This window comes from Mesorhizobium comanense (assembly GCF_005503535.1).
GTDB classification, from domain to species: Bacteria; Pseudomonadota; Alphaproteobacteria; order Rhizobiales; family Rhizobiaceae; genus Mesorhizobium; species Mesorhizobium comanense.
Genome location: NZ_SCNN01000003.1, coordinates 287,468 through 308,765 on the forward strand (window position 1 = coordinate 287,468; position 21,298 = coordinate 308,765).

The window sequence follows — 21,298 nt, forward strand, 5'->3', positions numbered from 1 at the left end:
CTGCGAACGGCGGCTTTCTGCGCTTCCGGTGCTCACGTACTTTAAGTACGCTCCGCTCCGGTTCTCGAAAGCCACCATTCTCGGCTGGGCCTGACCTGAATCTCGACACATCTAGTCCTCGTGGCCTCCTGTTCTGAACAAACGACGTGACCGATGCATCTGCGTGACGGCCTCCAGACCCATGCGACCGTCAGGCAGCGCTACGACCACCTGGTGGCCACCGGGGCGATCGAGCGCGACCCGGCGCAGGAAGCGATCGCGGCGGCGCTCGACCGGCTGACGGTGGAGATTTCGGCCAAGCGGCTGGCGCACAAATCCAGCGCGCTGGGCTGGCTGTTCGCCCGCAAGCGCGAAACGCACGAAACGGTCAGGGGTCTTTACGTCCATGGCGGGGTCGGCCGCGGCAAGACCATGCTCATGGACATGTTCTTCGAGCTGCTGCCGGTGCGGCGCAAGCGCCGCGTCCATTTCAACGACTTCATGGCCGACGTGCAGGACCGGATCCAGAAGCACCGGCAGGCGCGCAAGGACGGCACGGTCAAGGAGGACGATCCTATCCCGCCGGTCGCCAAGGCGCTGGCCGAGCAGGCCTGGGTGCTGTGCTTCGACGAGTTCTCGGTCACCGACATCGCCGACGCGATGATCCTGTCGCGGTTGTTCTCGGCGTTGTTCGCCAATGGCGTGGTGCTGGTCGCCACCTCCAACGTGGCGCCGCAGGATCTCTACCGGGACGGGCTGAACCGGCAGCTCTTCCTGCCTTTCATCGCCATTCTGGAACGCCACGCGCAGGTGCTGTCGCTGGACAGCGACAAGGACTACCGGCTGGAGAAGCTGTCCCGTACGCCGGTCTATATCACGCCGGCCGATGCCGCGGCCGACCAGGCACTCGACGAGGCCTGGAAGGCGATGACGCATGGAGCGCCGACTGCCCCGACATCGCTGGCGCTGAAGGGGCGGCAGGTGGTCGTGCCGGCCGCCGCAGGGGATGCCGCGCGTTTCTCCTTCGCCGATCTCTGCGAAAAGCCGCTTGGCGCGCGCGATTTCCTGGCCATTGCCGGCCGCTTCTCGACCATCTTCATCGATCATATCCCGGTGCTCGGCGAAGGCCGGCGCAACGAGGCCAAGCGCTTCATCCTGCTGATCGATACGCTTTACGACCATCATGCGCGCCTCGTGGCGAGCGCCGAGGCCACGCCGCAGCACCTCTATGTGGCCAAGCGCGGCGTCGAGGTGTTCGAATTCGAACGCACGGCATCGCGCCTGATCGAAATGCAGAGCCGCGACTGGCTGGAAGACTGGGGGGAGCGGCGGAAGGCGAGGGCGGAAGGCCAGGCGCAGAATACCATGCCTTCTTCCACGAGCACTCAAAGCTTATAAACATACATCACGAACGCTTCCGCCTCCTCATGCGGCTCCTGGCGCGCCTCATAAAGCGCGCGGGCGGGACCATTGTCCGGCTCGGTACCGACCCAGGCCTCCTCGCAGCCGTTCTGCCTGCCGATCTCGAACATCGCATCCAGCATCTTGCGCGCGATGCCCTGGCGCTGGAAGGCAGGGGAAACGCCGACCTCGTCTATGTAGAGTTCGCTGACCTTGTCGGGATGGCGGTGGATGACGGCGGCACACTGACCGACGACGAGGCCGTCGGCGAGCGCCACGACCATGAAATGACCCGGCGCGGCGAGGTAGGCCGCCAGCCGGTCGGGCCGGACGGGTTCGTCAAACACATCCGGCGCGATCCGCATCACAAGGGCGTCATCGCCGGGATAGAGCCTTCGGATGTTCACATTCATTGTGTAACTTCTCCCAAGTCGGCTTACAAATTTTGACGTTTACGTAAATCCCAAATCATCTAACCGATTGAAAATGCTCGCTCCAAAATAATCGTTTGAATTTAATCCGCACCGGAGCTATTGGGTGCGGCGAAATTCGCGGTTCCCCGCAGCATTCCGGCTTCTTCCTCGACGCCGTGTTGGCGCCGTCACTGACAAAGGGAAATCATCCTCACATGGCACGCAACAAGATAGCGCTTATCGGCTCTGGCATGATCGGCGGCACGCTCGCTCACATGATCGGCCTCAAGGACCTCGGCGACGTGGTCCTGTTCGATATTGCCGAGGGCATCCCGCAAGGCAAGGGTCTCGATATCGCACAGTCGTCGCCGGTCGACGGCTTCGATTCCCGGCTGACCGGCGTCAACGACTATGCCGGCATCGAGGGCGCCGATGTCTGCATCGTCACCGCCGGCGTGCCGCGCAAGCCCGGCATGAGCCGCGACGATCTGCTGGGCATCAACCTCAAGGTCATGGAGCAGGTTGGCGCCGGCTTGAAGAAGTACGCGCCCAAGGCCTTCGTCATCTGCATCACCAATCCGCTCGACGCCATGGTCTGGGCACTGCAGAAGTTTTCCGGCCTGCCCAAGACCCATGTGGTCGGCATGGCCGGCGTGCTCGACAGCGCGCGCTTCCGCTATTTCCTGGCCGAGGAGTTCAAGGTTTCCGTCGAGGACGTCACCGCCTTCGTGCTCGGCGGTCATGGCGACTCCATGGTGCCGATGATCCGCTATTCGACGGTCTCCGGCATTCCGCTGCCCGACCTGATCAAGATGGGCTGGACCTCGAAGGAGAAGCTCGACCAGATCGTGCAGCGCACTCGTGACGGCGGCGCCGAGATCGTCGGCCTGCTCAAGACCGGCTCCGCCTATTACGCGCCGGCCGCTTCGGCGATTTCGATGGCCGAATCCTATCTCAAGGACAAGAAGCGCGTGCTGCCGTGCGCGGCGCATCTCTCGGGTCAGTATGGGGTCAAGGGCACCTATGTCGGCGTTCCCGTGGTGATCGGCGCGGGCGGTGTCGAGCGCGTCATCGAGATCGACCTGAACAAGAGCGAGCAGAAGATGTTCGACGCTTCCGTGGCGACGGTGCAGGGGCTGACCGAGGCCTGCGTCAAGATCGCCCCGCAGCTTGCCTCGAAGTAACCCCGGCCGCTGATCTGGAGATATCCAAATGAACATCCATGAATATCAGGGCAAGGCGCTGCTGAAGTCGTTCGGCGCGCCGGTGGCCGAAGGCGTGCCGGTGTTCAAGGCAAGCGAGGCGGAAGCCGCCGCGCAAGCGCTGCCCGGCCCGCTCTATGTGGTGAAGAGCCAAATCCATGCCGGCGGCCGCGGCAAGGGCAAGTTCAAGGAGCTCGGCCCCGATGCCAAGGGCGGCGTGCGGCTGGCGAAGTCGGTGGCCGAAGTCGTCGCCAACGCCAACGAGATGCTCGGCCATACGCTGGTCACCAAGCAGACCGGCCCGGCCGGCAAGCAGGTCAACCGCCTCTATATCGAGGACGGCGCCGACATCGAACGCGAGCTCTACCTTTCCATCCTGGTCGACCGCTCCGTCGGCCGCATCGCCTTCGTCGTCTCGACCGAAGGCGGCATGGACATCGAGGCGGTCGCCCACGACACGCCGGAAAAGATCGTCACCGTCGCCATCGATCCGGACAAGGGCGTCACGGCCGATGACGTCAAGAAGCTCAATGCCGCGCTGAAGCTCGACGGCGACGCCGCCAAGGATGGCGCCACGCTGTTCCCGATCCTCTACAAGGCCTTTGTCGAGAAGGACATGAGCCTGCTCGAGGTCAATCCGCTGATCGTCATGAAGAACGGCCGGCTGCGCGTGCTCGACGCGAAAGTGTCGTTCGACAACAACGCGCTGTTCCGCCACCCCGAACTGATGGAACTGCGCGACACCACCGAAGAGGACGAGAAGGAGATCGAGGCGTCGAAATACGACCTCGCCTATGTCGCGCTCGACGGTAATATCGGCTGCATGGTCAATGGCGCCGGCCTTGCCATGGCGACCATGGACATCATCAAGCTCTACGGCGCCGAGCCCGCCAACTTCCTCGACGTCGGCGGCGGCGCGTCCAAGGAAAAGGTCACGGCGGCGTTCAAGATCATCACCAAGGATCCGGCTGTCGAAGGCATCCTCATCAACATCTTCGGCGGCATCATGAAGTGCGATGTCATCGCCGAGGGCGTGATCGCCGCGGTCAAGGAAGTCGGCCTCAAGGTGCCGCTGGTCGTGCGCCTCGAAGGCACCAATGCCGAACTCGGCAAGAAGATCATCAACGACAGCGGCTTGAATGTCGTCTCGGCGGACGATCTGGACGACGCGGCCAAGAAGATCGTCAAGGCGGTGAAAGGCTGAGCGGATGCCTCCGCGCAAGATAAACCTGGTCGAGGCGGCGGATGCGAAGATCAGCAAGGTCTTCGATCCGCACATCGCCGGCGATGTCAATGATGCCCAGGCGAAGGTCGCCAAGTTCGGCGCGGCCTTCGATTGGCATGCGCATGAGCATGAGGACGAAGCCTTCCTCGTGCTGCGCGGGCGCATCGCCATCGATTTCCGCGACGGTCCGGTCGAACTCGGCGAAGGCGATTTCATCGTCGTGCCGCGCGGCGTCGAGCACCGGCCGCGTTCGCTGACATCGGAGCCCGTGGTGCTGATGTTCGAGCCGGCCACGACGCTTAACACCGGCAATGCCAAGAGCGACCTCACAGTCACCGATCTGAAGCGGCTCTGACCCATGAACGCGGCGTCCTTCTCCTCGCTGTCTTCCGACCACCAGCGCCTGCAGGCGTTGGTCGGCGCGTGGCAGGGCGTGGAGGAGGTGGCGGCCACGCAATGGGCCGACGAAGGCACGGCGACCTCGGACGTGGTGGCCGAGGCCGAGTTCGGCGGCCAGTTCGTGGTGCAGCGCTATCGCCAGCGCCGCGACGGCACGGTTTCGTTCGGCGCCCATAGCGTGTTCGGCTTCGACCAGCAGAACAGCCTCGTCACCATGCATCAGTTCGATTCGATGGGCTTCGTTCCGGCCGCGCCGGCGACCGGGAGCTGGAACGGCGACGAGCTGGTGCTCGAGCGCTCCTCGCCGCGTGGTTTCGCGCGCGTGACCTATATTTTCGACGGTCCCGACACCTACCGCATGCGGCTGCATTTCAAACCCGCCGGCAGCGATGCCTGGCAAGACATGGTGAGCGGCGTCTACCGGCGCGTCTCGCCTTCCTCGATCAACAGTCTTTAGAAAAGGGCTCCGATGTCCATTCTCGTCGACAAGAACACCAAGGTGCTGGTGCAGGGCCTGACCGGCAAGACCGGCACGTTCCACACCGAACAGGCGCTGGCCTATCACGGCACCAAGATGGTGGGCGGCATCCATCCCAAGAAGGGTGGCGAAACCTGGACCGGCGCCAAGGGCGAGAGCCTGCCGATCTTCGCCTCGGTGGCCGAGGGCAAGGCCAGGACCGGCGCCAACGCCTCCGTCATCTACGTGCCGCCGGCGGGCGCCGGCGAAGCCATCATCGAGGCCATCGAGGCCGAGATCCCGCTCATCGTCTGCATCACCGAGGGCATCCCGGTGATGGACATGGTCAAGGTCAAGGCGCGGCTCGACCGCTCCAAGTCGCGGCTGATCGGCCCGAACTGCCCCGGCGTGCTGACACCCGACGAATGCAAGATCGGCATCATGCCGGGCAACATCTTCCGCAAGGGCTCGGTCGGCGTTGTTTCGCGCTCGGGAACACTTACCTATGAGGCTGTGTTCCAGACCACCAATGTCGGCCTCGGCCAGACCACCGCCGTCGGCATCGGCGGCGACCCGGTCAAGGGCACCGAGTTCATCGACATGCTCGAAATGTTCCTGGCCGATGAGGAAACCAAGTCGATCATCATGATCGGCGAGATCGGCGGTTCGGCCGAGGAAGACGCCGCGCAGTTCCTCAAGGACGAGGCCAAGCGCGGCCGCAGGAAACCGATGGCGGGCTTCATCGCCGGGCGCACGGCGCCGGCCGGCCGCACCATGGGCCATGCGGGCGCGGTCATCTCCGGCGGCAAGGGCGGCGCGGAAGACAAGATCGCGGCGATGGAATCGGCCGGCATCAAGGTGTCGCCCTCGCCGGCGCGTCTCGGCACGACGCTGGTCGAGGCGATCAAGGGTTAAGGCAGTAGTGAGTAGGCAGTAGTCAGTAGTGAAAAAGGGAAGATCGGGCGAGTAGCAGTTGGGCAGGAATTTCGTTCTTCTACCCACGACTGACTACTCACTATTCCCCTCGAAAGGAGACGGAGCCGGGCTCCGCGGACAAAATGGCACGACAAGATCAGGCCAACGACCAATTTTCGCTCACCTCGTTCCTCTATGGCGGCAACGCCGATTACATCGACGCGCTGTACGCCGCCTATGAGGACAATCCCGGTTCGGTCGATCCCGAATGGCAGGAATTCTTCGCCGGGCTGAAGGACGATGCCGGCGATGTGCGCCGGAATGCCAAGGGTGCCTCCTGGGCCCGGCCGTCCTGGCCGCTGCAGGCCAATGGCGAACTGGTGTCGGCGCTCGACGGCAATTGGGGCCTGGTCGAAAAGCATCTGGAAAAGAAGGTCAAGGAGAAGGCGGTCGCCAATGGTGCGGCGCCCTCCGATGCGGACGTGCACCAGGCGACGCGCGATTCGGTTCGCGCCATCATGATGATCCGCGCCTACCGCATGCGCGGCCATTTGCACGCCAATCTCGATCCGCTCGGCATCGCCAAGCCGCTGGAGGATTATAACGAGCTGTCGCCGGAGAATTACGGCTTCACCGAAGCCGATTACGACCGGCCGATCTTCCTCGACAATGTGCTGGGGCTGGAATTCGGCACCGTGCGTCAGATGCTGGAAATCCTGACCCGCACCTATTGCTCGACGCTCGGCGTCGAGTTCATGCACATTTCCGACCCCGAGGAGAAGGCCTGGATCCAGGCCCGCATCGAAGGCGCCGACAAGGAGATCTCCTTCACCGCGACCGGCAAGAAGGCGATCCTGCAGAAGCTGGTCGAGGCGGAAGGCTTCGAGCAGTTCATCGACGTCAAGTACAAGGGCACCAAGCGCTTCGGCCTCGATGGCGGTGAATCGCTCATTCCGGCGCTCGAGCAGATCGTCAAGCGGGGCGGCCAGCTCGGCCTCAAGGAGATCGTGCTCGGTATGGCCCATCGCGGCCGCCTCAACGTGCTCTCCCAGGTGATGGCGAAGCCCCACCGCGCCATCTTCCACGAGTTCAAGGGCGGCTCGGCCGCTCCCGACGAGGTCGAGGGCTCGGGCGACGTGAAGTACCATCTGGGCGCTTCGTCGGACCGCGAGTTCGACGGCAACAAGGTGCACCTTTCGCTGACGGCCAACCCGTCGCACCTGGAAATCGTCGATCCGGTGGTGATGGGCAAGGCACGCGCCAAGCAGGACTATCTGTTCGCGCGCGGCCGCGAGGAGATCGTGCCGCTGGAGGAACGCGCCAAGGTGCTGCCGTTGCTCCTGCACGGCGACGCCGCCTTCGCCGGCCAGGGCGTGATCGCCGAAATCCTCGGCCTGTCGGGGCTGCGCGGACACCGGGTCGCCGGCACGCTGCACTTCATCATCAACAACCAGATCGGCTTCACCACCAATCCGCGCTTCTCGCGCTCGTCGCCCTATCCGTCCGACGTGGCCAAGATGATCGAGGCGCCGATCTTCCACGTCAATGGCGACGATCCGGAAGCCGTGGTGCACGCCACCAAGGTGGCGATCGAATTCCGCATGAAGTTCCACAAGCCGGTGGTTGTGGACATGTTCTGCTACCGCCGCTTCGGCCACAATGAGGGCGACGAGCCGGCCTTCACGCAGCCGCTGATGTACCGCAACATCCGCACCCACAAGACCACGGTCCAGATCTATGGCGACCGGCTGATCGCCGAGGGACACATCACCCAGGCCGAGCTCGACAAGTTGAAGGCCGACTGGCGCGCGCATCTGGAATCGGAATGGGAGATCGGCCAGCATTACAAGCCCAACAAGGCCGACTGGCTGGATGGGGCATGGTCGGGCCTGCGCACCGCCGACAACCAGGACGAAACGCGGCGCGGCAAGACCGCCGTGCCGGTCAAGACGCTGAAGGAAATCGGCAAGAAGCTGACCGAGGTGCCCAAGGGCTTCGAGGCGCACAAGACCATCATCCGCTTCCTGGAGAACCGTCGCGAAGCGATCGAATCCGGCGAAGGCATCGACTGGTCGACCGCCGAGGCGCTGGCCTTCGGCGCCATTCTGCTCGACGGCAATCCGATCCGCCTTTCGGGCCAGGATTCCGAACGCGGCACCTTCTCGCAGCGCCATTCCGTGCTGTACGACCAACGCGACGAGACCCGCTATATCCCGCTCAACAATCTGTCGGCGGCACAGGCCGGCTATGAAGTCATCAACTCGATGCTGTCGGAAGAGGCGGTGCTGGGCTTCGAATATGGCTACAGCCTGGCCGAGCCGAAGGCGCTCACCTTGTGGGAGGCGCAGTTCGGCGACTTCGCCAACGGCGCCCAGGTGGTGTTCGACCAGTTCATCTCCTCGGGCGAGCGCAAGTGGCTCAGAATGTCGGGCCTGGTCTGTCTTCTGCCGCATGGCTATGAGGGCCAGGGGCCGGAGCATTCCTCGGCGCGGTTGGAGCGCTTCCTGCAGCTTTGCGCGGAAGACAACATGCAGGTGGCGAACTGCACCACGCCGGCCAACTACTTCCACATCTTGCGCCGGCAGTTGAAGCGCGACTTCCGCAAGCCGCTGATCCTGATGACGCCCAAGTCGCTGCTGCGCCACAAGCGGGCGGTCTCGACGCTGCCGGAAATCTCGGGCGAGAGCTCGTTCCACCGGCTCTTGTGGGACGACGCACAGCTGCTGCCGAACCAGGCGATCAAGCTGACCAAGGATTCCAAGATCCGCCGCGTCGTGCTGTGCTCGGGCAAGGTCTATTACGATCTCTATGAAGAGCGCGAGAAGCGCGGCATCAACGACATCTATCTGCTGCGCGTCGAACAGCTCTACCCGTTTCCGGCCAAGGCGCTGATCACCGAACTGTCACGCTTCCGCAATGCGGAGATGGTGTGGTGCCAGGAGGAGCCCAAGAACATGGGCGCCTGGTCGTTCATCGATCCGTATCTGGAATGGGTGCTGGCCCATATCGACGCCAAGCATCAGCGCGTGCGCTACACCGGCCGCCCGGCGGCCGCGTCGCCGGCGACCGGGCTGATGTCCAAGCACCTTGCCCAGCTCGCCGCATTGCTCGAAGACGCGCTCGGCGAATAGGCAAACCGGGCGAAAAGACAGAACAGAACCGAAAGAAAACGGACAGGCACAATGGCTACCGAAATCCGCGTTCCAACTCTCGGCGAATCCGTTACCGAGGCGACCATCGGCAAGTGGTTCAAGAAGGTCGGCGATGCCATTGCCGTCGACGAGCCGCTGGTCGAACTCGAGACCGACAAGGTGACGGTGGAAGTGCCGGCCGCCGCCGCCGGTACGCTGAGCGAGATCACCGCCAAGGAAGGCGAGACGGTCGGCGTCGGCGCGCTCCTGGGGTCCATTTCCGCCGGTGCGGCAGCCGCGCCCAAGCCGCAGGCCGTCGCGCAGGCATCGAGCCCCGAAGCCGCCCATACCACCAAGCAGGCCGCGGCCGAGACCGCCAAGATCGCCGGTGACGGCCCGGTCGAGCCGCGCACCATGCCGCCGGCGCCGGCGGCGGCCAAGCTGATCGCCGAGAACAATCTGTCGGTCGACCAGCTTTCCGGCTCGGGCAAGCGCGGCCAGGTGTTGAAGGGCGATGTGCTGGACGCCATCTCCAAGGGCGCGCCGTCGCAGCCGGCCGAAACGCCGAAGGCCGCTCCGGCGCCCGCTCCCGTCGCCGTTCGCGCACCCTCCTCGGGCGACGACGCGGTGCGCGAGGAGCGCGTTCGCATGACCAAGCTGCGCCAGACCATCGCGCGCCGGCTCAAGGAAGCGCAGTCGACCGCCGCCATGCTCACCACATTCAACGAGGTGGACATGAGCGCGGTGATGGCGCTGCGGACCAAGTACAAGGACGTGTTCGAGAAGAAGCACGGCGTGAAGCTCGGCTTCATGGGCTTCTTCACCAAGGCCGTCACGCATGCGCTGAAGGAGATCCCGGCGGTCAATGCCGAGATCGACGGCACCGACATCATCTACAAGAACTTCGCCCATGTCGGCGTCGCCGTCGGCACGGAAAAAGGCCTTGTGGTTCCCGTGGTGCGCGATGCCGACCAGATGTCGATCGCCGAGATCGAGAAGGAAATCGGCCGGCTGGGTCTTGCGGCGCGCGACGGCAAGCTGTCGGTCGCGGATATGCAGGGCGGCACGTTCACGATCTCCAATGGCGGCGTTTACGGGTCGCTGATGTCGACGCCGATCCTCAACGCGCCGCAGTCCGGCATTCTCGGCATGCACAAGATCCAGGACCGGCCCGTGGTGGTCGGCGGCCAGATCGTGATCCGGCCGATGATGTACCTGGCGCTCTCCTACGACCACCGCATCGTCGACGGCAAGGAAGCGGTGACCTTCCTGGTGCGGGTCAAGGACAGCCTGGAGGATCCGGAGCGGCTGGTGCTCGATCTCTAACGGCATTTCCCGTAGTGTTTCGCATGCTGGCCACCCGAGCCAGCCAAGGAGGAACGCCCAATGGAAGCTTTGGCCGCATCGAGTGAAATCAGGGTTCTGGGCTGGAGCGTCATCCTGCTCCTGGTCCATATCGTCGCCCAGACGCTGTCGCTGATCAAGGACGGTGGGCTGGGCTACGCAATGAGCAATCGCGACGGCGAGGTCGGCATTTCGCTGATGACCGATCGATTGACGCGCGGCCTGCGAAACTTCGCCGAAACCTACGGCGCCTTCATCGCGCTGGTCGTGGCGCTCGCCGCAACCGGAAAGGTGGGTGGTCTCGCGGCTACCGGGGCCATGGTCTGGTTCTGGGCCCGCGTCGTCTACATCCCCGTGTTCGCACTCGGCATACCGGTGGCCCGTACCGGTGTATGGACCGTGTCCATCATCGGGCTGGTCCTGATGCTGGTCCGGCTGCTCGCCTGAACGGGATCGAGGGAAGGATCCGCCCCGGCGCATGACACTCCGTTCTCTCCAGCGCGTCAGGTTGGTCCTGTCGGCTCTTGCCGCAACGGGGCTCTGTGCCACGGCCGCGCAAGCCGCCTGCCCGATCGAACTCGCCGTCTATGGCGACGCGCAGAGCGGCAGCGAGATCGATTTTACCCCGACCGGCACCTCGGCTGTTGTCACCAACGACTTTCGCATGATCCTCGACAACAATGTGGTGCTGAACGGCATTGTGATGTGGAGCACGGGTGAAGCGCGGCCAAACGGTTCCTTGATGTACAAATGCCCTGAGGGCGACGTCACGGGCGGTGAACTTGCCGCCTGCACACTCTGGAGCGGCGTGATCTACACGTCGGACGACAAGGGCGCGATCGGGCTGTTGCCGGCGCAAGGCGTCGATGCTCCGAAGACGTTGATCCTTCCCGACCTTGGGCCGTCGTTGCGGCACTCACTTGCCTATGGCGGCAGCGGATTTTCGAAAGTGCCGTCGGATGTGTTCACGCTGAAGGGATGCCAGGAATGAGCGAGACGCAAAAGGTGCTGCTGGTCACCGGCGGCAGCCGTGGCATCGGCGCCGCCGTTTGCCGGCAGGCGTCAAAGGCCGGCTATCGCGTGGCAATCAACTATGCCTCGAACCAGGCGGCCGCCGACGCGCTGGTTGCCGAAATCAAGGCCGGCGGTGGCCAGGCTTTCGCCGTCAAGGGCGATGTCGGCGGCGAGGCCGATATCCTGACCATCTTCGAGACGGTGGACCGAACCTATGGCCGGCTCGACGCCTTCGTCAACAATGCCGGGATCGTCGACGCCAAGGCGCGCGTCGACGAGATGAGCGCGGCACGGCTGGAGCGCATGATGCGCATCAATGTCGTCGGCTCCATCCTGTGCGCCCGCGAGGCTGTGAAGCGCATGTCGACACGCCATGGCGGCCCGGGGGGATCGATCGTCAACCTCTCATCGGCGGCGGCAGTGCTGGGCGCGCCGGACAATTATGTCGATTACGCCGCCTCCAAGGGCGCCATCGACACGCTCACGGTCGGGCTTGCCCGCGAGGTGGCCGCCGAAGGCGTGCGCGTCAACGCGGTGCGCCCAGGCATCATCGATACCGATATCCATGCTTCCGGCGGACAGCCGGACCGGGTGGCGCTGATCCAGGGCACGCTGCCGATGAAGAGAGCCGGCACCGCCGATGAGGTCGCTGCCGCCATTCTCTATCTCCTGTCCGATGCCGCGTCCTACACGACCGGCGCGATCCTGAATGTCAGCGGCGGCCGCTGAGCCCCAAGCAAAGGAAAACCAACATGGCTTATGACGTCGTTATCATCGGCTCGGGACCGGGCGGCTATGTCTGCGCCATCAAGGCGGCGCAGCTCGGGCTGAAAGTCGCGGTGGTCGAGAAGAACGCCACCTTCGGCGGCACCTGCCTCAACATCGGCTGTATCCCCTCCAAGGCGCTGCTTTACGCGTCCGAAATGTTCGCGGAGGCCGGCCATTCCTTCGATACGCTGGGCGTCGAGATCCCGGCGCCGAAGCTCAATCTGAAGAAGATGCTGGCGCACAAGGATGCGACGGTGGCGTCCAACGTCAACGGTGTTGCCTTCCTGTTCAAGAAGAACAAGATCGACTCCTTCCGCGGCACCGGAAAAGTCGTCGCCGCTGGCAAGATCTCGGTGACCGGCGAGGACGGCAAGGTGGAAGAGATCGAGACGAAGAACATCGTCATCGCCACCGGTTCGGATGTCGCCGGCATTCCCGGCGTGAAGGTCGATTTCGACGAGAAGGTCATCGTGTCGTCGACCGGCGCGCTGTCGCTCGACAAGGTGCCCGGCCGCCTCGTCGTGGTCGGCGGTGGCGTCATCGGACTGGAGCTCGGATCGGTCTGGGCGCGGCTCGGCGCCAAGGTCACCGTCGTCGAGTTCCTAGACACCATCCTGGGCGGCATGGATGGCGAGGTCTCCAAGCAGTTCCAGCGGCTGCTGTCGAAGCAGGGCTTCGAGTTCAAGCTCGGCGCCAAGGTCACCGGCGTCGCCAAGGCCAAGAAGGGCGCGGCCGTCACCTTCGAGCCGGTGAAGGGCGGCGCGGCCGAGACCATCGATGCCGACGTGGTGCTGATCGCCACCGGCCGTCGCGCCTTTTCGGACAGCCTCGGCCTCAAGGAGGCGGGCGTCGAGGTCGACGAGCGCGGCCGGGTCAAGACCGACGGCCATCTCAGAACGAACGTGCCTGGCATCTATGCCATCGGCGACGTCATCGCCGGGCCGATGCTGGCGCACAAGGCCGAGGACGAGGGCGTGGCGGTGGCCGAGACCATCGCCGGCCAGGCCGGTCATGTGAATTACGATGTCATTCCGAGCGTCGTCTACACCAGCCCGGAAATCGCCTCGGTCGGCAAGACCGAGGAGGAGCTGAAGAAAGCCGGCATCGACTACAAGATCGGAAAATTCCCGTTTACGGCCAATGGCCGCGCCCGCGCCATGCTGCATACCGACGGTTTCGTGAAAATCCTCGCCGACAAGCAGAACGACCGCGTGCTCGGCGTCCACATCGTCGGCTTCGGCGCCGGCGAGATGATCCACGAGGCGGCGGTGCTGATGGAGTTCGGCGGCTCGTCGGAGGATCTCGCCCGCACCTGCCATGCGCACCCGACCATGTCGGAAGCGGTCAAGGAAGCGGCGCTGGCGACGTTCTTCAAGCCGATCCATATCTAGACGCGAAAGGCGCCAGACGCCGAACGCTTCGTCATTTTAGGGCGGAGCGGGGAGCGAAGCGACGGCGCACCTCGAGGCCTTGCGGCGGCGGTCTCCGAATGGATACTCGGGTCTAGCCGAGTTCGACCAAAGCTTGTTACCCAAGACAAAACGGCCCGCTTTTCAGCGGGCCGTTCGTATCCGTTATCGAACCGGTCAGTTGGCCGGTGCGGGCGCCGGAGCCGGTGCAGGAGCCGGTGCCGGAGCCGGGGCTGGCGCGGGGGCCGGAGCCGGAGCGGGTGCAGGGGCCGGTGCAGGGGCCGGCGTGGCCGGCTTCATCGGTTCTGCCGGTGCGGGCGCGGGCGCCGGTGTGCTGGCCGCCGGCGGCTCGGCCGGCGCGGGATGCTCGCCGCCGCCTCTTCCGAAAATGTAGTACGCGACAATCGCCAGGATCACGACGACCAGGGCGATCAGCCAGGGGCTGCCGCCACCACCTGACCTAGGGGTGTCGTTCGATGGATTCGCCATAAAGTTCCCTCCGTGGATGAAAATGATCAATCAACAGCCATCAACGTGCAACCGTTGAATGGGTTTCACGCTAGGGAAGGAAAACGCCGAAAACGCGGCATTTGAACCCTTCCGCCGTCGCCGACTCAATTGACGGCGGTGACAGTATAGCCGGCTTTGCGAAAATCCTCGACCAGTCCCTGCTGCGGCCTGGCGGCGTTTCGCCACGCAGCGAGGCCGGCCAATGGATGCTATCTTTGGTTGCGAGGGTTTTCCGGCATGACTCCCACTGCACAGACCTTTCCCGATCCCGAAGGCGTTCTTGCCGGCGCTCAGTTCGCCGACCGGTACGCGCTCACAACCGATGGTCTCGCCCTGACTGCCATTGGCGCGGCCGAGCGCGTCCTGGGGCGGCCACCGCGATGGGTCGGCCGGCTTACGCAGCTCCGCAATCTCGCCGTCAGGCCATTTGGGTTGAAGACTGGGTTGGCGTCCGACGCACCAGCGGAAGGCAGGGTCGGCATCTTTCCCCTCATCAGCCAGGCACGCGGCAGGGTCGTCCTGGGTCTGGACGACCGGCATCTCGATTTCCGCATCCTGGTAGAGGTGAACGAGCTCGGCGCGGGCCGGCAGGAGGTGGCTGCGTCGACGATCGTGAAGACGCACAACCTGCTTGGAAGAGCCTATCTCGCCATCGTCATGCCGTTTCACCGGGTCATCGTTCCGGCGATGTTGGCTCAGCTTTTGATCAAGTAGCGTTAAAGCCCTATGGCGGTGACGGTATAGCCGGCTTTGCGAAAATCCTCGACCAGTCCCTGGGGGCCGGGAAGGTGCAGAGCGCCGACCGCCATGAAGGCATTGCCCTTGGCCAGGATCGGCTCGGCATGATCGACCATCACCTTGTTTCGGCTGGTGATCATCGTCTCCTCGAAGGCCGCGTAGCCGGAGGGGTCGTTCTGCTCGTCGGGCATGGCGGCGCGGAACAGTGGCCAGAACATGCCGGTGTCGCCGCGCTGGTAGAGCACGATCATGGTCTCGTTGATGTCGTTGACCTTGTCGCCGAGCTTCAGCGTGTCGACCAGACCCTTCATGTGAAAGGCAAGCGGCAGCGAGGCCATGGCGCGCAGCTGGCTTTCGGCGGTCTCCAGTCCTTCGACCGGCTTGCCGGCGGCCTTGGCGCTCTGCGCCAGCTTGACGTCGAGCACCGGGGCTCCACCGGACTGGCGGGCGAGTTCGCAGGCCGGAAGCGCCATCATGGCCGACAGCATCCAGGGCTTCATCTTCGCGACGGTCGCCGGCGGAATGCCGCGCGCGTCGAGCGCGGCGTTCATCGCCGCGGCCTCGTCCGGCGACAGCAAGGACGACAGCGTCGTGGAGTCGGTGAACATCATCAGGTCCGGCTCCTTCAGCATCGCCGTCATCATCTTCTGCTTGTCGAGCACGTCGGTGGTTTCGATGATGAGCGTGCCGGCCGCGTCGAAGACCTTCTGCGCCGCCGCCGGCAGCGTGGTGACGCGCGTATCGGTCATGTGCATGGTGCCGAACAGGTAGGAGGGCTGTTCGCCCGACTTTTCGAGCTTCCAAAGCAGGCCCTTGCCGTTCAGCGTCGCGGCCGCTTCCGCCTCGATCTTGCCGTAGGTCGCGGGATTGCTCTTCTGCAGGGCCGACAGCATGTCGGCGCCGGTGCAGGTCGGCACTTCCGCGCGCGCCCTGCCGGCCGCGAACAGAAGCACGGCCAGGAAGGACAGGAAAAACAGGATGTTGAGCGCGACAAGCAGCCTCAGCGAGACGGAAGCGGCACGGTCGGCGATGGCGATGACGCGTTTCATGATGCCGTTCTAGCGGCGAAAAACGGCAAAACGGTTAATTGGGGGTGCGAAATTGTCTTCGACCGGCCATGAAGTTGGGTAGGCGTCGGCTAGTTGTGAACGTTCATAGTAATAGGCCACCGAGACTTTTGCGGCGCGACCGACGCTCACGCCCTTGGATGCGCGGACTCATAGATTTCGAGCAACCTCGCCGTGTCGACGCCGGTATAGACCTGGGTCGTCGACAGGCTGGCGTGGCCGAGCAGTTCCTGGATGGTGCGCAGATCGCCGCCGCGGCCAAGCAGATGCGTGGCGAAGGAATGGCGAAGCGCATGCGGCGTCGCGGTGTCGGGCAGGTTGAGGGCGGAGCGCAGCCTGACCATGTCGCGCTGGACGATGGCGGGATTGAGCGGGCCGCCGCGGGCGCCGCGAAACAGAAGACCCTTCGGGTCCAGTTGATAGGGGCAGAGCCGACGGTATTCTGCGACCGCCTTCAGCGCCACCGGCAGCACCGGCACCAGCCGCGTCTTCCCGCCCTTGCCGGTGACGCGCAGCACGGTGTCGGCCTCGGAGGCGAGATCGGCGCCGGCGAGGCCGAGCGCCTCGGAAATGCGCAGTCCGGAGCCGTAGAGCAGCGTCAGCACGGCGGCATTCCTGGCGGCGATCCAGGGCTCTTCCGCCAGTTGGCCTTCGATCGAAACGACATGCCTGGCGTCGCTTGCCGTCAGCGGCTTCGGCAGCGATTTGGGCTGGCGCGGCGCGCGCAGCGCGGCGGCGCCGGCCGCATTGGCGAGACCACGCCGTTCGAGGTAGCGCAGCAACGAGCGGATGCCGGCCAGGCCACGGCCAAGGGTGCGGGCACCGGCGCCGTCATTGCGGCGCGCGGCGAGGAAGCCGCGCAGATCGGCGGGGCGCAGATTGGCGATCTCCGCAATGCCTGCCGGTCCGCCGCAATGGCCGGTCAGGAAATGCAGGAACTGCCTGGTGTCGCGCTCATAAGCCTCGACCGTCTCTGGCGACAGCCGTCGTTCGCGCGCCAGCATCTTCAGCCAGCTTTCGCGCGCCGCCTGAAGATCCGGCTTTGCCGGGATGAGGAATTCCTGCATGGCGTCTGTTCCGGTTCGGCGTCATTCTGTGGCAGCCGGGTTAGGAAGCGATGAAGAGAGGCCGTCATTGAAATGGCGGCAAGGCGATCATTGAAATGACGCCGGGGCGGCGCTAGAGCAGGGCCAAAGGATGTCAGCCATGTCGAAGCCGCAAAACCCTGTCCAGATGGCCGTGATCGGCGCCGCCCACGGCATCAAGGGCGAACTCAGGGTGAAGACCTTCACCGGCGATCCGCTGGCGCTTGCCGACTACGGGCCGCTCTATGCCAGGGATGGCCGGGTGTTCCAGATCACCGATATCAGGCCGGCCAACACCGTCGTCGTGGTCCGCTTCAAGGGCATAAGCGACCGTAACGCCGCCGAGGCGCTCGCCGGCACCGAACTGTTCGTCGACCGTTCGATGCTGCCCGACGATGGCGAGGAGGATGAATTCTACCATGCCGACCTGATCGGGCTCGACGTACGCGACGATACCGGCGCCGTGCTCGGCAAGGTGGTGGCGGTGCACAATTTCGGCGGCGGCGACATCCTCGACGTCACGCTTTCCGGACGCAAGGGCGTGCTGATTCCGTTCACGCAGGCCGCGGTGCCCGCCGTGTCCGTCGCCGAGGGCTTTGTCCGCGTCGATCCGGCAGCTGCCGGGCTGGTCGAGGACGAGGACGGCGATGCGCCGCGCGATGAGGGGTTCGACCCGAAGGGCAGGCCGCGCGGGCCGCGCGATGCCGGAGGCAACCGGTGAGTTTTTCCGCCAGCGTGCTGACGCTCTACCCGGAGATGTTTCCGGGCGCTCTCGGCCTGTCGCTGGCCGGACGGGCGCTGGAGGCCGGCACCTGGTCGCTTCAGGCGATCCAGATCCGCGACTTCGCCACGGACAAGCATCGTACCGTCGACGACACGCCGGCCGGCGGCGGCGCCGGCATGGTGATGCGCGCCGACGTGTTGGCCAGGGCGATCGACCATGCCGCGCCGGCGGGCGATCCACGCCCGCGTCTGCTGATGAGCCCGCGCGGCAAACCGCTGACCCAGGCGCGCGTGCGCGACCTCGCCGCGGGGCCTGGTGCCGTGATCCTGTGCGGACGCTTCGAGGGTGTCGACCAGCGGCTGATCGAGGCGCGCGAATTGGAGGAAGTCTCGATCGGCGATTTCATCCTGTCGGGCGGGGAGCCGGCGGCACTTGTGCTGCTCGACGCGGTGGTGCGGCTGCTGCCGGGCGTGATGGGCAACGCGGTGTCGGGCGAGGAAGAAAGCTTCGAGAATGGCCTGCTCGAACATCCGCACTACACGCGGCCGCAGGAATTCGAGGGCAGGCAAATTCCCGAAGTGCTGATCTCGGGCAACCACAAGAAGATCGCCGCATGGCGTCGGGAGCAGTCGGAGAGGCTGACGAAGGACAGGCGGCCCGATCTTGCCGCTGCTCACCCCTTGGTGAAATAATAAATGGCCAGGAACAGGCCGACCGCGATGACGAAGCCGCGCACCGCGTTCTGCGGCACGCGCTTGGCGATCCAGACACCGGCATAGCCGCCCAGCGCGCCGCCGGGGATCATGACGATGGCCTGCGGCCAGGCGACGACACCGCCCCAGACGAAGACCAGGATGGCTATGGCCGCGATGACCACGGCCAGCATGTTCTTCAGCGCGTTGAGCCGGTGGTAGTCACCGGCCTGGGTGAGGCCGAGCGTGGCCAGCATCATGACGCCCATGCCGGCGCCGAAGAAGCCGCCATAGATGGATGTCACGAACTGCGCCAGCGCGCCGGCGATCGAGCCGACGGACGTTTCGTCCCCGGGGCGCGGCGCCGGCTTCAGCCAGGGGCCGGCGGCGAAGAGCGCGGTCGCGGCGATCAGCAGCCAGGGTACGAGCGCGCGAAAGGATGGGTTCGAGAGCGCCAGCAGGATGAGCGAGCCGGCCAGCGCGCCGCAGGCCGAGATCGCGCACAAGAGCAGCGCCTGGCGCCAGAAATGCCTGATGTCGTCGAGATAGGCGAGTGTGGAGGTGACGTAGCCCGGAAACTGCGTTACCGAGGAGGTGGCGTTGGCGACGATCGGCGGCACGCCGACCAGGGTCATGGCGCCGAAGGTGACGAAAGTGCCGCCGCCGGCGACGGCGTTGACCGCGCCCGAGACGAACCCGGCGAGGAAAAGCAGCACGGCATCGAAGAGTGTCATTGCACAGCGCCGAGGATCATGGAGTTCCGGCTTAGAAAGCCTGGAAGGCCCGCGCAACGCGGCACGGCGGCATTATCATGGTGCCATGGCGCAAAAAATAGGCCGCGAAGGCGTGACAAAGCCACGAAATAGCTGTATGTGCCCGCCCGAACCGGAAGAACAATCTCCCGGGACCCGTCAACAATGACGGTGTAGTCGCCCCTGCCCGATGTTTCGCAAGACAAATGTCCCGGAAACAAAAGGCATAGCCGAGCGGTCGAAGGAACTGCAAGGCGAGCGCAGGGCGCTCTGACTGTCGGAAGAACAAGAAGTGGATTTTTGAGATGGATCTCATCCGTCAGCTCGAGGCCGAACAGGCCGCCAAGATCGAAGCCAAGCGCAAGCTTCCCGAATTCCAGCCCGGCGACACCGTGCGCGTCCAGGTCCGCGTGACCGAAGGCACCCGCACCCGCGTCCAGGCCTATGAGGGTGTCGTCATCGCCCGCTCCGGCGCCGGCTTCCAGGAAAATTTCACCGTCCGCAAGATCTCCTACGGCGAAGGCGTCGAGCGCGTGTTCCCGGTCTACTCGCCGATGGTCGAGGGCGTCGAGATCGTGCGTCGCGGCAAGGTGCGTCGCGCCAAGCTCTATTACCTGCGCGACCGTCGCGGCAAGTCGGCCCGTATTTCGGAAAACACCGGCGTGCGCGCCCGCAAGCTCAACGATGAGGAGCGCGATGCGCTGAACGCCGAGAAGGCCCGCATCGAGGCCGAGAAGGTCGCCGCCGCCCAGGCGCTGGCCGCCGAGACGGCCGCCAAGGAAGCCGCCGAGAAGAAGGCCGCGGACGAGGCAGCCAAGGCCGCGGAAGCGACCCCGGCCGAATAAGATCTTTTGCGATCGATTTCGAAAAGGCGGCTCCGGCCGCCTTTTTTCGTTTCACCAGACTGTGAACGCTTTCGCCTCCGGAGGCGGGATGCGGTGTTGACGACATATTATCTTGTGTACTAAATAATCGTGCACAAGATAATTGGAGATTTGATATGGCACTCTATACGACACAGGCTCACGTCACCGGCGGCCGCGCCGGCCATGGTGAGACCAGCGACGGCCTGCTCAAGGTCGATCTCGCCATGCCCAAGGAACTCGGCGGGCCAGGCGGCGCCACCAATCCCGAGCAGCTTTTCGCCGTCGGCTATGCCGCCTGCTTCGAGAGCGCGGTCCGCTTCATCGCGCGCAAGCAGAAGCTGCCGCTCACGGACGCCGCGATAACGTCCACCGTCAGCCTGCTTCCCCATGGCGAGGGCTTCAAGCTCGGCGTCGCGCTGGCGGTGGAAACGAAAGGCCTTGATCAGGCGGCAGCCGACGCGCTTGTATCGGCCGCGCACCAGGTCTGCCCTTACTCCAATGCCATCCGGGGCAACATCGATGTGGCGCTTTCGGTAAAGGCGGCATGACGACAAAAGTCGAAACCAAAGTGAACGACATCCCGGCGCAGTGCGCCGGGACATTCGCTGTGCCGCGGCTGGACCAGCAGCTCTGCTTCGCGCTCTATTCGGCGAGCGGGCTGATGACCAAGGTCTACCGGCCGCTGCTGGCGCCGCTTGGCCTGACCTATCCGCAATATCTGGTGATGCTGGCGTTATGGGAGCGCGCACCGAGCATTGTGGGCGATCTCGGCGCGGCGCTGGGCCTCGATTCGGCGACGCTGACGCCGTTGCTCAAGCGGATGGAAGCGGGCGGCCTGGTCACACGCCGCCGCGACCCGGCCGACGAGCGCCGGGTGCTGGTCGAGCCGACCGCCAGGGGCGAGGCCCTGCGCGGTGCCATGAAGGACGTGACATCGGCGCTGGCCTGCAGCGTGCCGCTGAAACCGGGCGAGGTAAAAGCCCTGCACGCCACACTCACCCAGCTTGTCGCGGGGCTGCGTGAAAGCACGGCCGATGATCGCTCGACGGAAGCAAATGGCGCAGTCTCCGACAAGGGCACACTCTAGCTGCCAAGGCGGGTGCCCGTTCGAGGCGCGGACCATCCTGAAATCCTTGGCCCGAAATCCCGGGTATCAAGGTATCTGAATCCGTTTTCGCACGGGCTGACGCAGCGGAGCGTCTTGCAT

The 21,298-nt window shown here is 64.8% G+C and carries 22 protein-coding genes; 18 read left to right on the plus strand and 4 right to left on the minus strand.

Annotated elements, in window-relative coordinates; translation table 11 throughout:
• Nucleotides 1-153 precede the first annotated feature (153 nt).
• A complete protein-coding gene (gene zapE, locus FFS37_RS08015) occupies nucleotides 154-1,377 on the plus strand; it encodes a cell division protein ZapE (RefSeq protein WP_137930394.1) in 1,224 nt (407 codons plus the stop codon).
• Here zapE and FFS37_RS08020 read toward each other — a convergent pair.
• Nucleotides 1,365-1,793, minus strand: coding sequence for a GNAT family N-acetyltransferase (locus FFS37_RS08020; RefSeq protein ID WP_137930395.1), 429 nt, complete (start codon nucleotides 1,791-1,793; stop codon nucleotides 1,365-1,367). The genes zapE and FFS37_RS08020 overlap by 13 nt on opposite strands.
• 215 nt (nucleotides 1,794-2,008) lie before the next feature.
• On the opposite strand from FFS37_RS08020, the gene mdh reads away from it, so the two are divergent.
• From mdh to FFS37_RS08085, 12 genes are all read left to right on the plus strand, one after another.
• Complete coding sequence (gene mdh, locus FFS37_RS08025) at nucleotides 2,009-2,977, plus strand: malate dehydrogenase (protein WP_137930396.1); 969 nt, start codon at nucleotides 2,009-2,011, stop codon at nucleotides 2,975-2,977.
• A 28-nt stretch (nucleotides 2,978-3,005) separates the two neighbouring features.
• A complete protein-coding gene (gene sucC, locus FFS37_RS08030) occupies nucleotides 3,006-4,199 on the plus strand; it encodes an ADP-forming succinate--CoA ligase subunit beta (protein WP_137930397.1) in 1,194 nt (397 codons plus the stop codon).
• A gap of 4 nt (nucleotides 4,200-4,203) precedes the next feature.
• Nucleotides 4,204-4,575: a cupin domain-containing protein gene (locus FFS37_RS08035; protein WP_137930398.1), complete on the plus strand. Its 372-nt coding sequence runs from the start codon at nucleotides 4,204-4,206 to the stop codon at nucleotides 4,573-4,575.
• A gap of 3 nt (nucleotides 4,576-4,578) precedes the next feature.
• Nucleotides 4,579-5,076 carry a DUF1579 family protein gene (locus tag FFS37_RS08040; RefSeq protein ID WP_137930399.1) on the plus strand — a complete coding sequence of 166 codons (498 nt, stop codon included), beginning with the start codon at nucleotides 4,579-4,581 and terminating at the stop codon, nucleotides 5,074-5,076.
• A gap of 12 nt (nucleotides 5,077-5,088) precedes the next feature.
• Nucleotides 5,089-5,991: a succinate--CoA ligase subunit alpha gene (gene sucD, locus FFS37_RS08045; RefSeq protein WP_137930400.1), complete on the plus strand. Its 903-nt coding sequence runs from the start codon at nucleotides 5,089-5,091 to the stop codon at nucleotides 5,989-5,991.
• A gap of 143 nt (nucleotides 5,992-6,134) precedes the next feature.
• Nucleotides 6,135-9,122, plus strand: coding sequence for a 2-oxoglutarate dehydrogenase E1 component (locus FFS37_RS08050; protein WP_137930401.1), 2,988 nt, complete (start codon nucleotides 6,135-6,137; stop codon nucleotides 9,120-9,122).
• 51 nt (nucleotides 9,123-9,173) lie between these two features.
• Nucleotides 9,174-10,448: a 2-oxoglutarate dehydrogenase complex dihydrolipoyllysine-residue succinyltransferase gene (odhB, locus tag FFS37_RS08055; RefSeq protein ID WP_137930402.1), complete on the plus strand. Its 1,275-nt coding sequence runs from the start codon at nucleotides 9,174-9,176 to the stop codon at nucleotides 10,446-10,448.
• A 60-nt stretch (nucleotides 10,449-10,508) separates the two neighbouring features.
• A complete protein-coding gene (locus tag FFS37_RS08060) occupies nucleotides 10,509-10,913 on the plus strand; it encodes an MAPEG family protein (RefSeq protein ID WP_137930403.1) in 405 nt (134 codons plus the stop codon).
• Nucleotides 10,914-10,944: 31 nt separating this feature from the next.
• A complete protein-coding gene (locus FFS37_RS08065) occupies nucleotides 10,945-11,457 on the plus strand; it encodes a hypothetical protein (RefSeq protein ID WP_137930404.1) in 513 nt (170 codons plus the stop codon).
• On the plus strand, nucleotides 11,454-12,209 hold the full coding sequence (locus FFS37_RS08070; RefSeq protein ID WP_137930405.1) for an SDR family oxidoreductase: 756 nt from the start codon (nucleotides 11,454-11,456) through the stop codon (nucleotides 12,207-12,209). Before FFS37_RS08065 ends, FFS37_RS08070 begins: the two co-directional genes overlap by 4 nt.
• Nucleotides 12,210-12,232: 23 nt before the next feature.
• Nucleotides 12,233-13,639, plus strand: a complete 1,407-nt coding sequence (lpdA, locus tag FFS37_RS08075; protein WP_137930406.1) for a dihydrolipoyl dehydrogenase — start codon at nucleotides 12,233-12,235, stop codon at nucleotides 13,637-13,639.
• Nucleotides 13,640-14,404: 765 nt separating this feature from the next.
• Nucleotides 14,405-14,881 carry a DUF2867 domain-containing protein gene (locus FFS37_RS08085; protein ID WP_137930407.1) on the plus strand — a complete coding sequence of 159 codons (477 nt, stop codon included), beginning with the start codon at nucleotides 14,405-14,407 and terminating at the stop codon, nucleotides 14,879-14,881.
• A gap of 2 nt (nucleotides 14,882-14,883) precedes the next feature.
• On the opposite strand, the gene FFS37_RS08090 is transcribed toward FFS37_RS08085, so the two are convergent.
• Complete coding sequence (locus FFS37_RS08090) at nucleotides 14,884-15,954, minus strand: TraB/GumN family protein (RefSeq protein WP_137930408.1); 1,071 nt, start codon at nucleotides 15,952-15,954, stop codon at nucleotides 14,884-14,886.
• Nucleotides 15,955-16,100: 146 nt separating this feature from the next.
• Nucleotides 16,101-17,039 (minus strand): tyrosine recombinase XerC, encoded by a 939-nt coding sequence (locus FFS37_RS08095; protein ID WP_137930409.1) that lies wholly within the window; start codon nucleotides 17,037-17,039, stop codon nucleotides 16,101-16,103.
• Between the two features lie 139 nt (nucleotides 17,040-17,178).
• Between FFS37_RS08095 and rimM the strand changes: the two genes are divergently transcribed.
• Both rimM and trmD read left to right on the plus strand, forming a co-directional pair.
• Nucleotides 17,179-17,778, plus strand: coding sequence for a ribosome maturation factor RimM (gene rimM, locus FFS37_RS08100; RefSeq protein WP_137930410.1), 600 nt, complete (start codon nucleotides 17,179-17,181; stop codon nucleotides 17,776-17,778).
• Nucleotides 17,775-18,473 (plus strand): tRNA (guanosine(37)-N1)-methyltransferase TrmD, encoded by a 699-nt coding sequence (gene trmD / locus FFS37_RS08105; protein ID WP_137930411.1) that lies wholly within the window; start codon nucleotides 17,775-17,777, stop codon nucleotides 18,471-18,473. Before rimM ends, trmD begins: the two co-directional genes overlap by 4 nt.
• Here the strand turns inward: trmD and FFS37_RS08110 are convergent.
• The gene (locus tag FFS37_RS08110; RefSeq protein WP_137930412.1) at nucleotides 18,455-19,207 is read right to left on the minus strand and encodes a sulfite exporter TauE/SafE family protein; all 753 of its coding nucleotides are present in this window, start codon (nucleotides 19,205-19,207) and stop codon (nucleotides 18,455-18,457) included. The genes trmD and FFS37_RS08110 overlap by 19 nt on opposite strands.
• Before the next feature lie 323 nt (nucleotides 19,208-19,530).
• Between FFS37_RS08110 and rplS the strand changes: the two genes are divergently transcribed.
• The 3 genes from rplS to FFS37_RS08130 all read left to right on the plus strand — a co-directional run bounded on the left by rplS (nucleotide 19,531) and on the right by FFS37_RS08130 (nucleotide 21,178).
• Entirely contained in the window at nucleotides 19,531-20,070 is a 540-nt protein-coding gene (gene rplS / locus FFS37_RS08120) for a 50S ribosomal protein L19 (RefSeq protein ID WP_137930413.1), read from the plus strand.
• A 155-nt stretch (nucleotides 20,071-20,225) separates the two neighbouring features.
• A complete protein-coding gene (locus FFS37_RS08125; RefSeq protein WP_137930414.1) occupies nucleotides 20,226-20,639 on the plus strand; it encodes an organic hydroperoxide resistance protein in 414 nt (137 codons plus the stop codon).
• The gene (locus FFS37_RS08130; protein ID WP_137930415.1) at nucleotides 20,636-21,178 is read left to right on the plus strand and encodes a MarR family winged helix-turn-helix transcriptional regulator; all 543 of its coding nucleotides are present in this window, start codon (nucleotides 20,636-20,638) and stop codon (nucleotides 21,176-21,178) included. The genes FFS37_RS08125 and FFS37_RS08130 overlap by 4 nt, the downstream gene beginning before the upstream one ends.
• Nucleotides 21,179-21,298 lie beyond the last annotated feature (120 nt).

Coding starts and splice junctions, on each gene's coding strand:
- FFS37_RS08090 (WP_137930408.1), bottom strand. CDS start 15,954: ATGAAACGCGTCATCGCCATCGCCGACCGTGCCGCTTCCGTCTCGCTG.
- FFS37_RS08085 (WP_137930407.1), top strand. CDS start 14,405: ATGACTCCCACTGCACAGACCTTTCCCGATCCCGAAGGCGTTCTTGCC.
- FFS37_RS08035 (WP_137930398.1), top strand. CDS start 4,204: ATGCCTCCGCGCAAGATAAACCTGGTCGAGGCGGCGGATGCGAAGATC.
- FFS37_RS08130 (WP_137930415.1), top strand. CDS start 20,636: ATGACGACAAAAGTCGAAACCAAAGTGAACGACATCCCGGCGCAGTGC.
- FFS37_RS08095 (WP_137930409.1), bottom strand. CDS start 17,039: ATGCAGGAATTCCTCATCCCGGCAAAGCCGGATCTTCAGGCGGCGCGC.
- lpdA (WP_137930406.1), top strand. CDS start 12,233: ATGGCTTATGACGTCGTTATCATCGGCTCGGGACCGGGCGGCTATGTC.
- mdh (WP_137930396.1), top strand. CDS start 2,009: ATGGCACGCAACAAGATAGCGCTTATCGGCTCTGGCATGATCGGCGGC.
- FFS37_RS08020 (WP_137930395.1), bottom strand. CDS start 1,793: ATGAATGTGAACATCCGAAGGCTCTATCCCGGCGATGACGCCCTTGTG.
- rplS (WP_137930413.1), top strand. CDS start 19,531: ATGGATCTCATCCGTCAGCTCGAGGCCGAACAGGCCGCCAAGATCGAA.
- rimM (WP_137930410.1), top strand. CDS start 17,179: ATGTCGAAGCCGCAAAACCCTGTCCAGATGGCCGTGATCGGCGCCGCC.
- FFS37_RS08040 (WP_137930399.1), top strand. CDS start 4,579: ATGAACGCGGCGTCCTTCTCCTCGCTGTCTTCCGACCACCAGCGCCTG.
- FFS37_RS08125 (WP_137930414.1), top strand. CDS start 20,226: ATGGCACTCTATACGACACAGGCTCACGTCACCGGCGGCCGCGCCGGC.
- FFS37_RS08070 (WP_137930405.1), top strand. CDS start 11,454: ATGAGCGAGACGCAAAAGGTGCTGCTGGTCACCGGCGGCAGCCGTGGC.
- FFS37_RS08060 (WP_137930403.1), top strand. CDS start 10,509: ATGGAAGCTTTGGCCGCATCGAGTGAAATCAGGGTTCTGGGCTGGAGC.
- FFS37_RS08065 (WP_137930404.1), top strand. CDS start 10,945: ATGACACTCCGTTCTCTCCAGCGCGTCAGGTTGGTCCTGTCGGCTCTT.
- zapE (WP_137930394.1), top strand. CDS start 154: ATGCATCTGCGTGACGGCCTCCAGACCCATGCGACCGTCAGGCAGCGC.
- FFS37_RS08050 (WP_137930401.1), top strand. CDS start 6,135: ATGGCACGACAAGATCAGGCCAACGACCAATTTTCGCTCACCTCGTTC.
- sucD (WP_137930400.1), top strand. CDS start 5,089: ATGTCCATTCTCGTCGACAAGAACACCAAGGTGCTGGTGCAGGGCCTG.
- sucC (WP_137930397.1), top strand. CDS start 3,006: ATGAACATCCATGAATATCAGGGCAAGGCGCTGCTGAAGTCGTTCGGC.
- FFS37_RS08110 (WP_137930412.1), bottom strand. CDS start 19,207: ATGACACTCTTCGATGCCGTGCTGCTTTTCCTCGCCGGGTTCGTCTCG.
- odhB (WP_137930402.1), top strand. CDS start 9,174: ATGGCTACCGAAATCCGCGTTCCAACTCTCGGCGAATCCGTTACCGAG.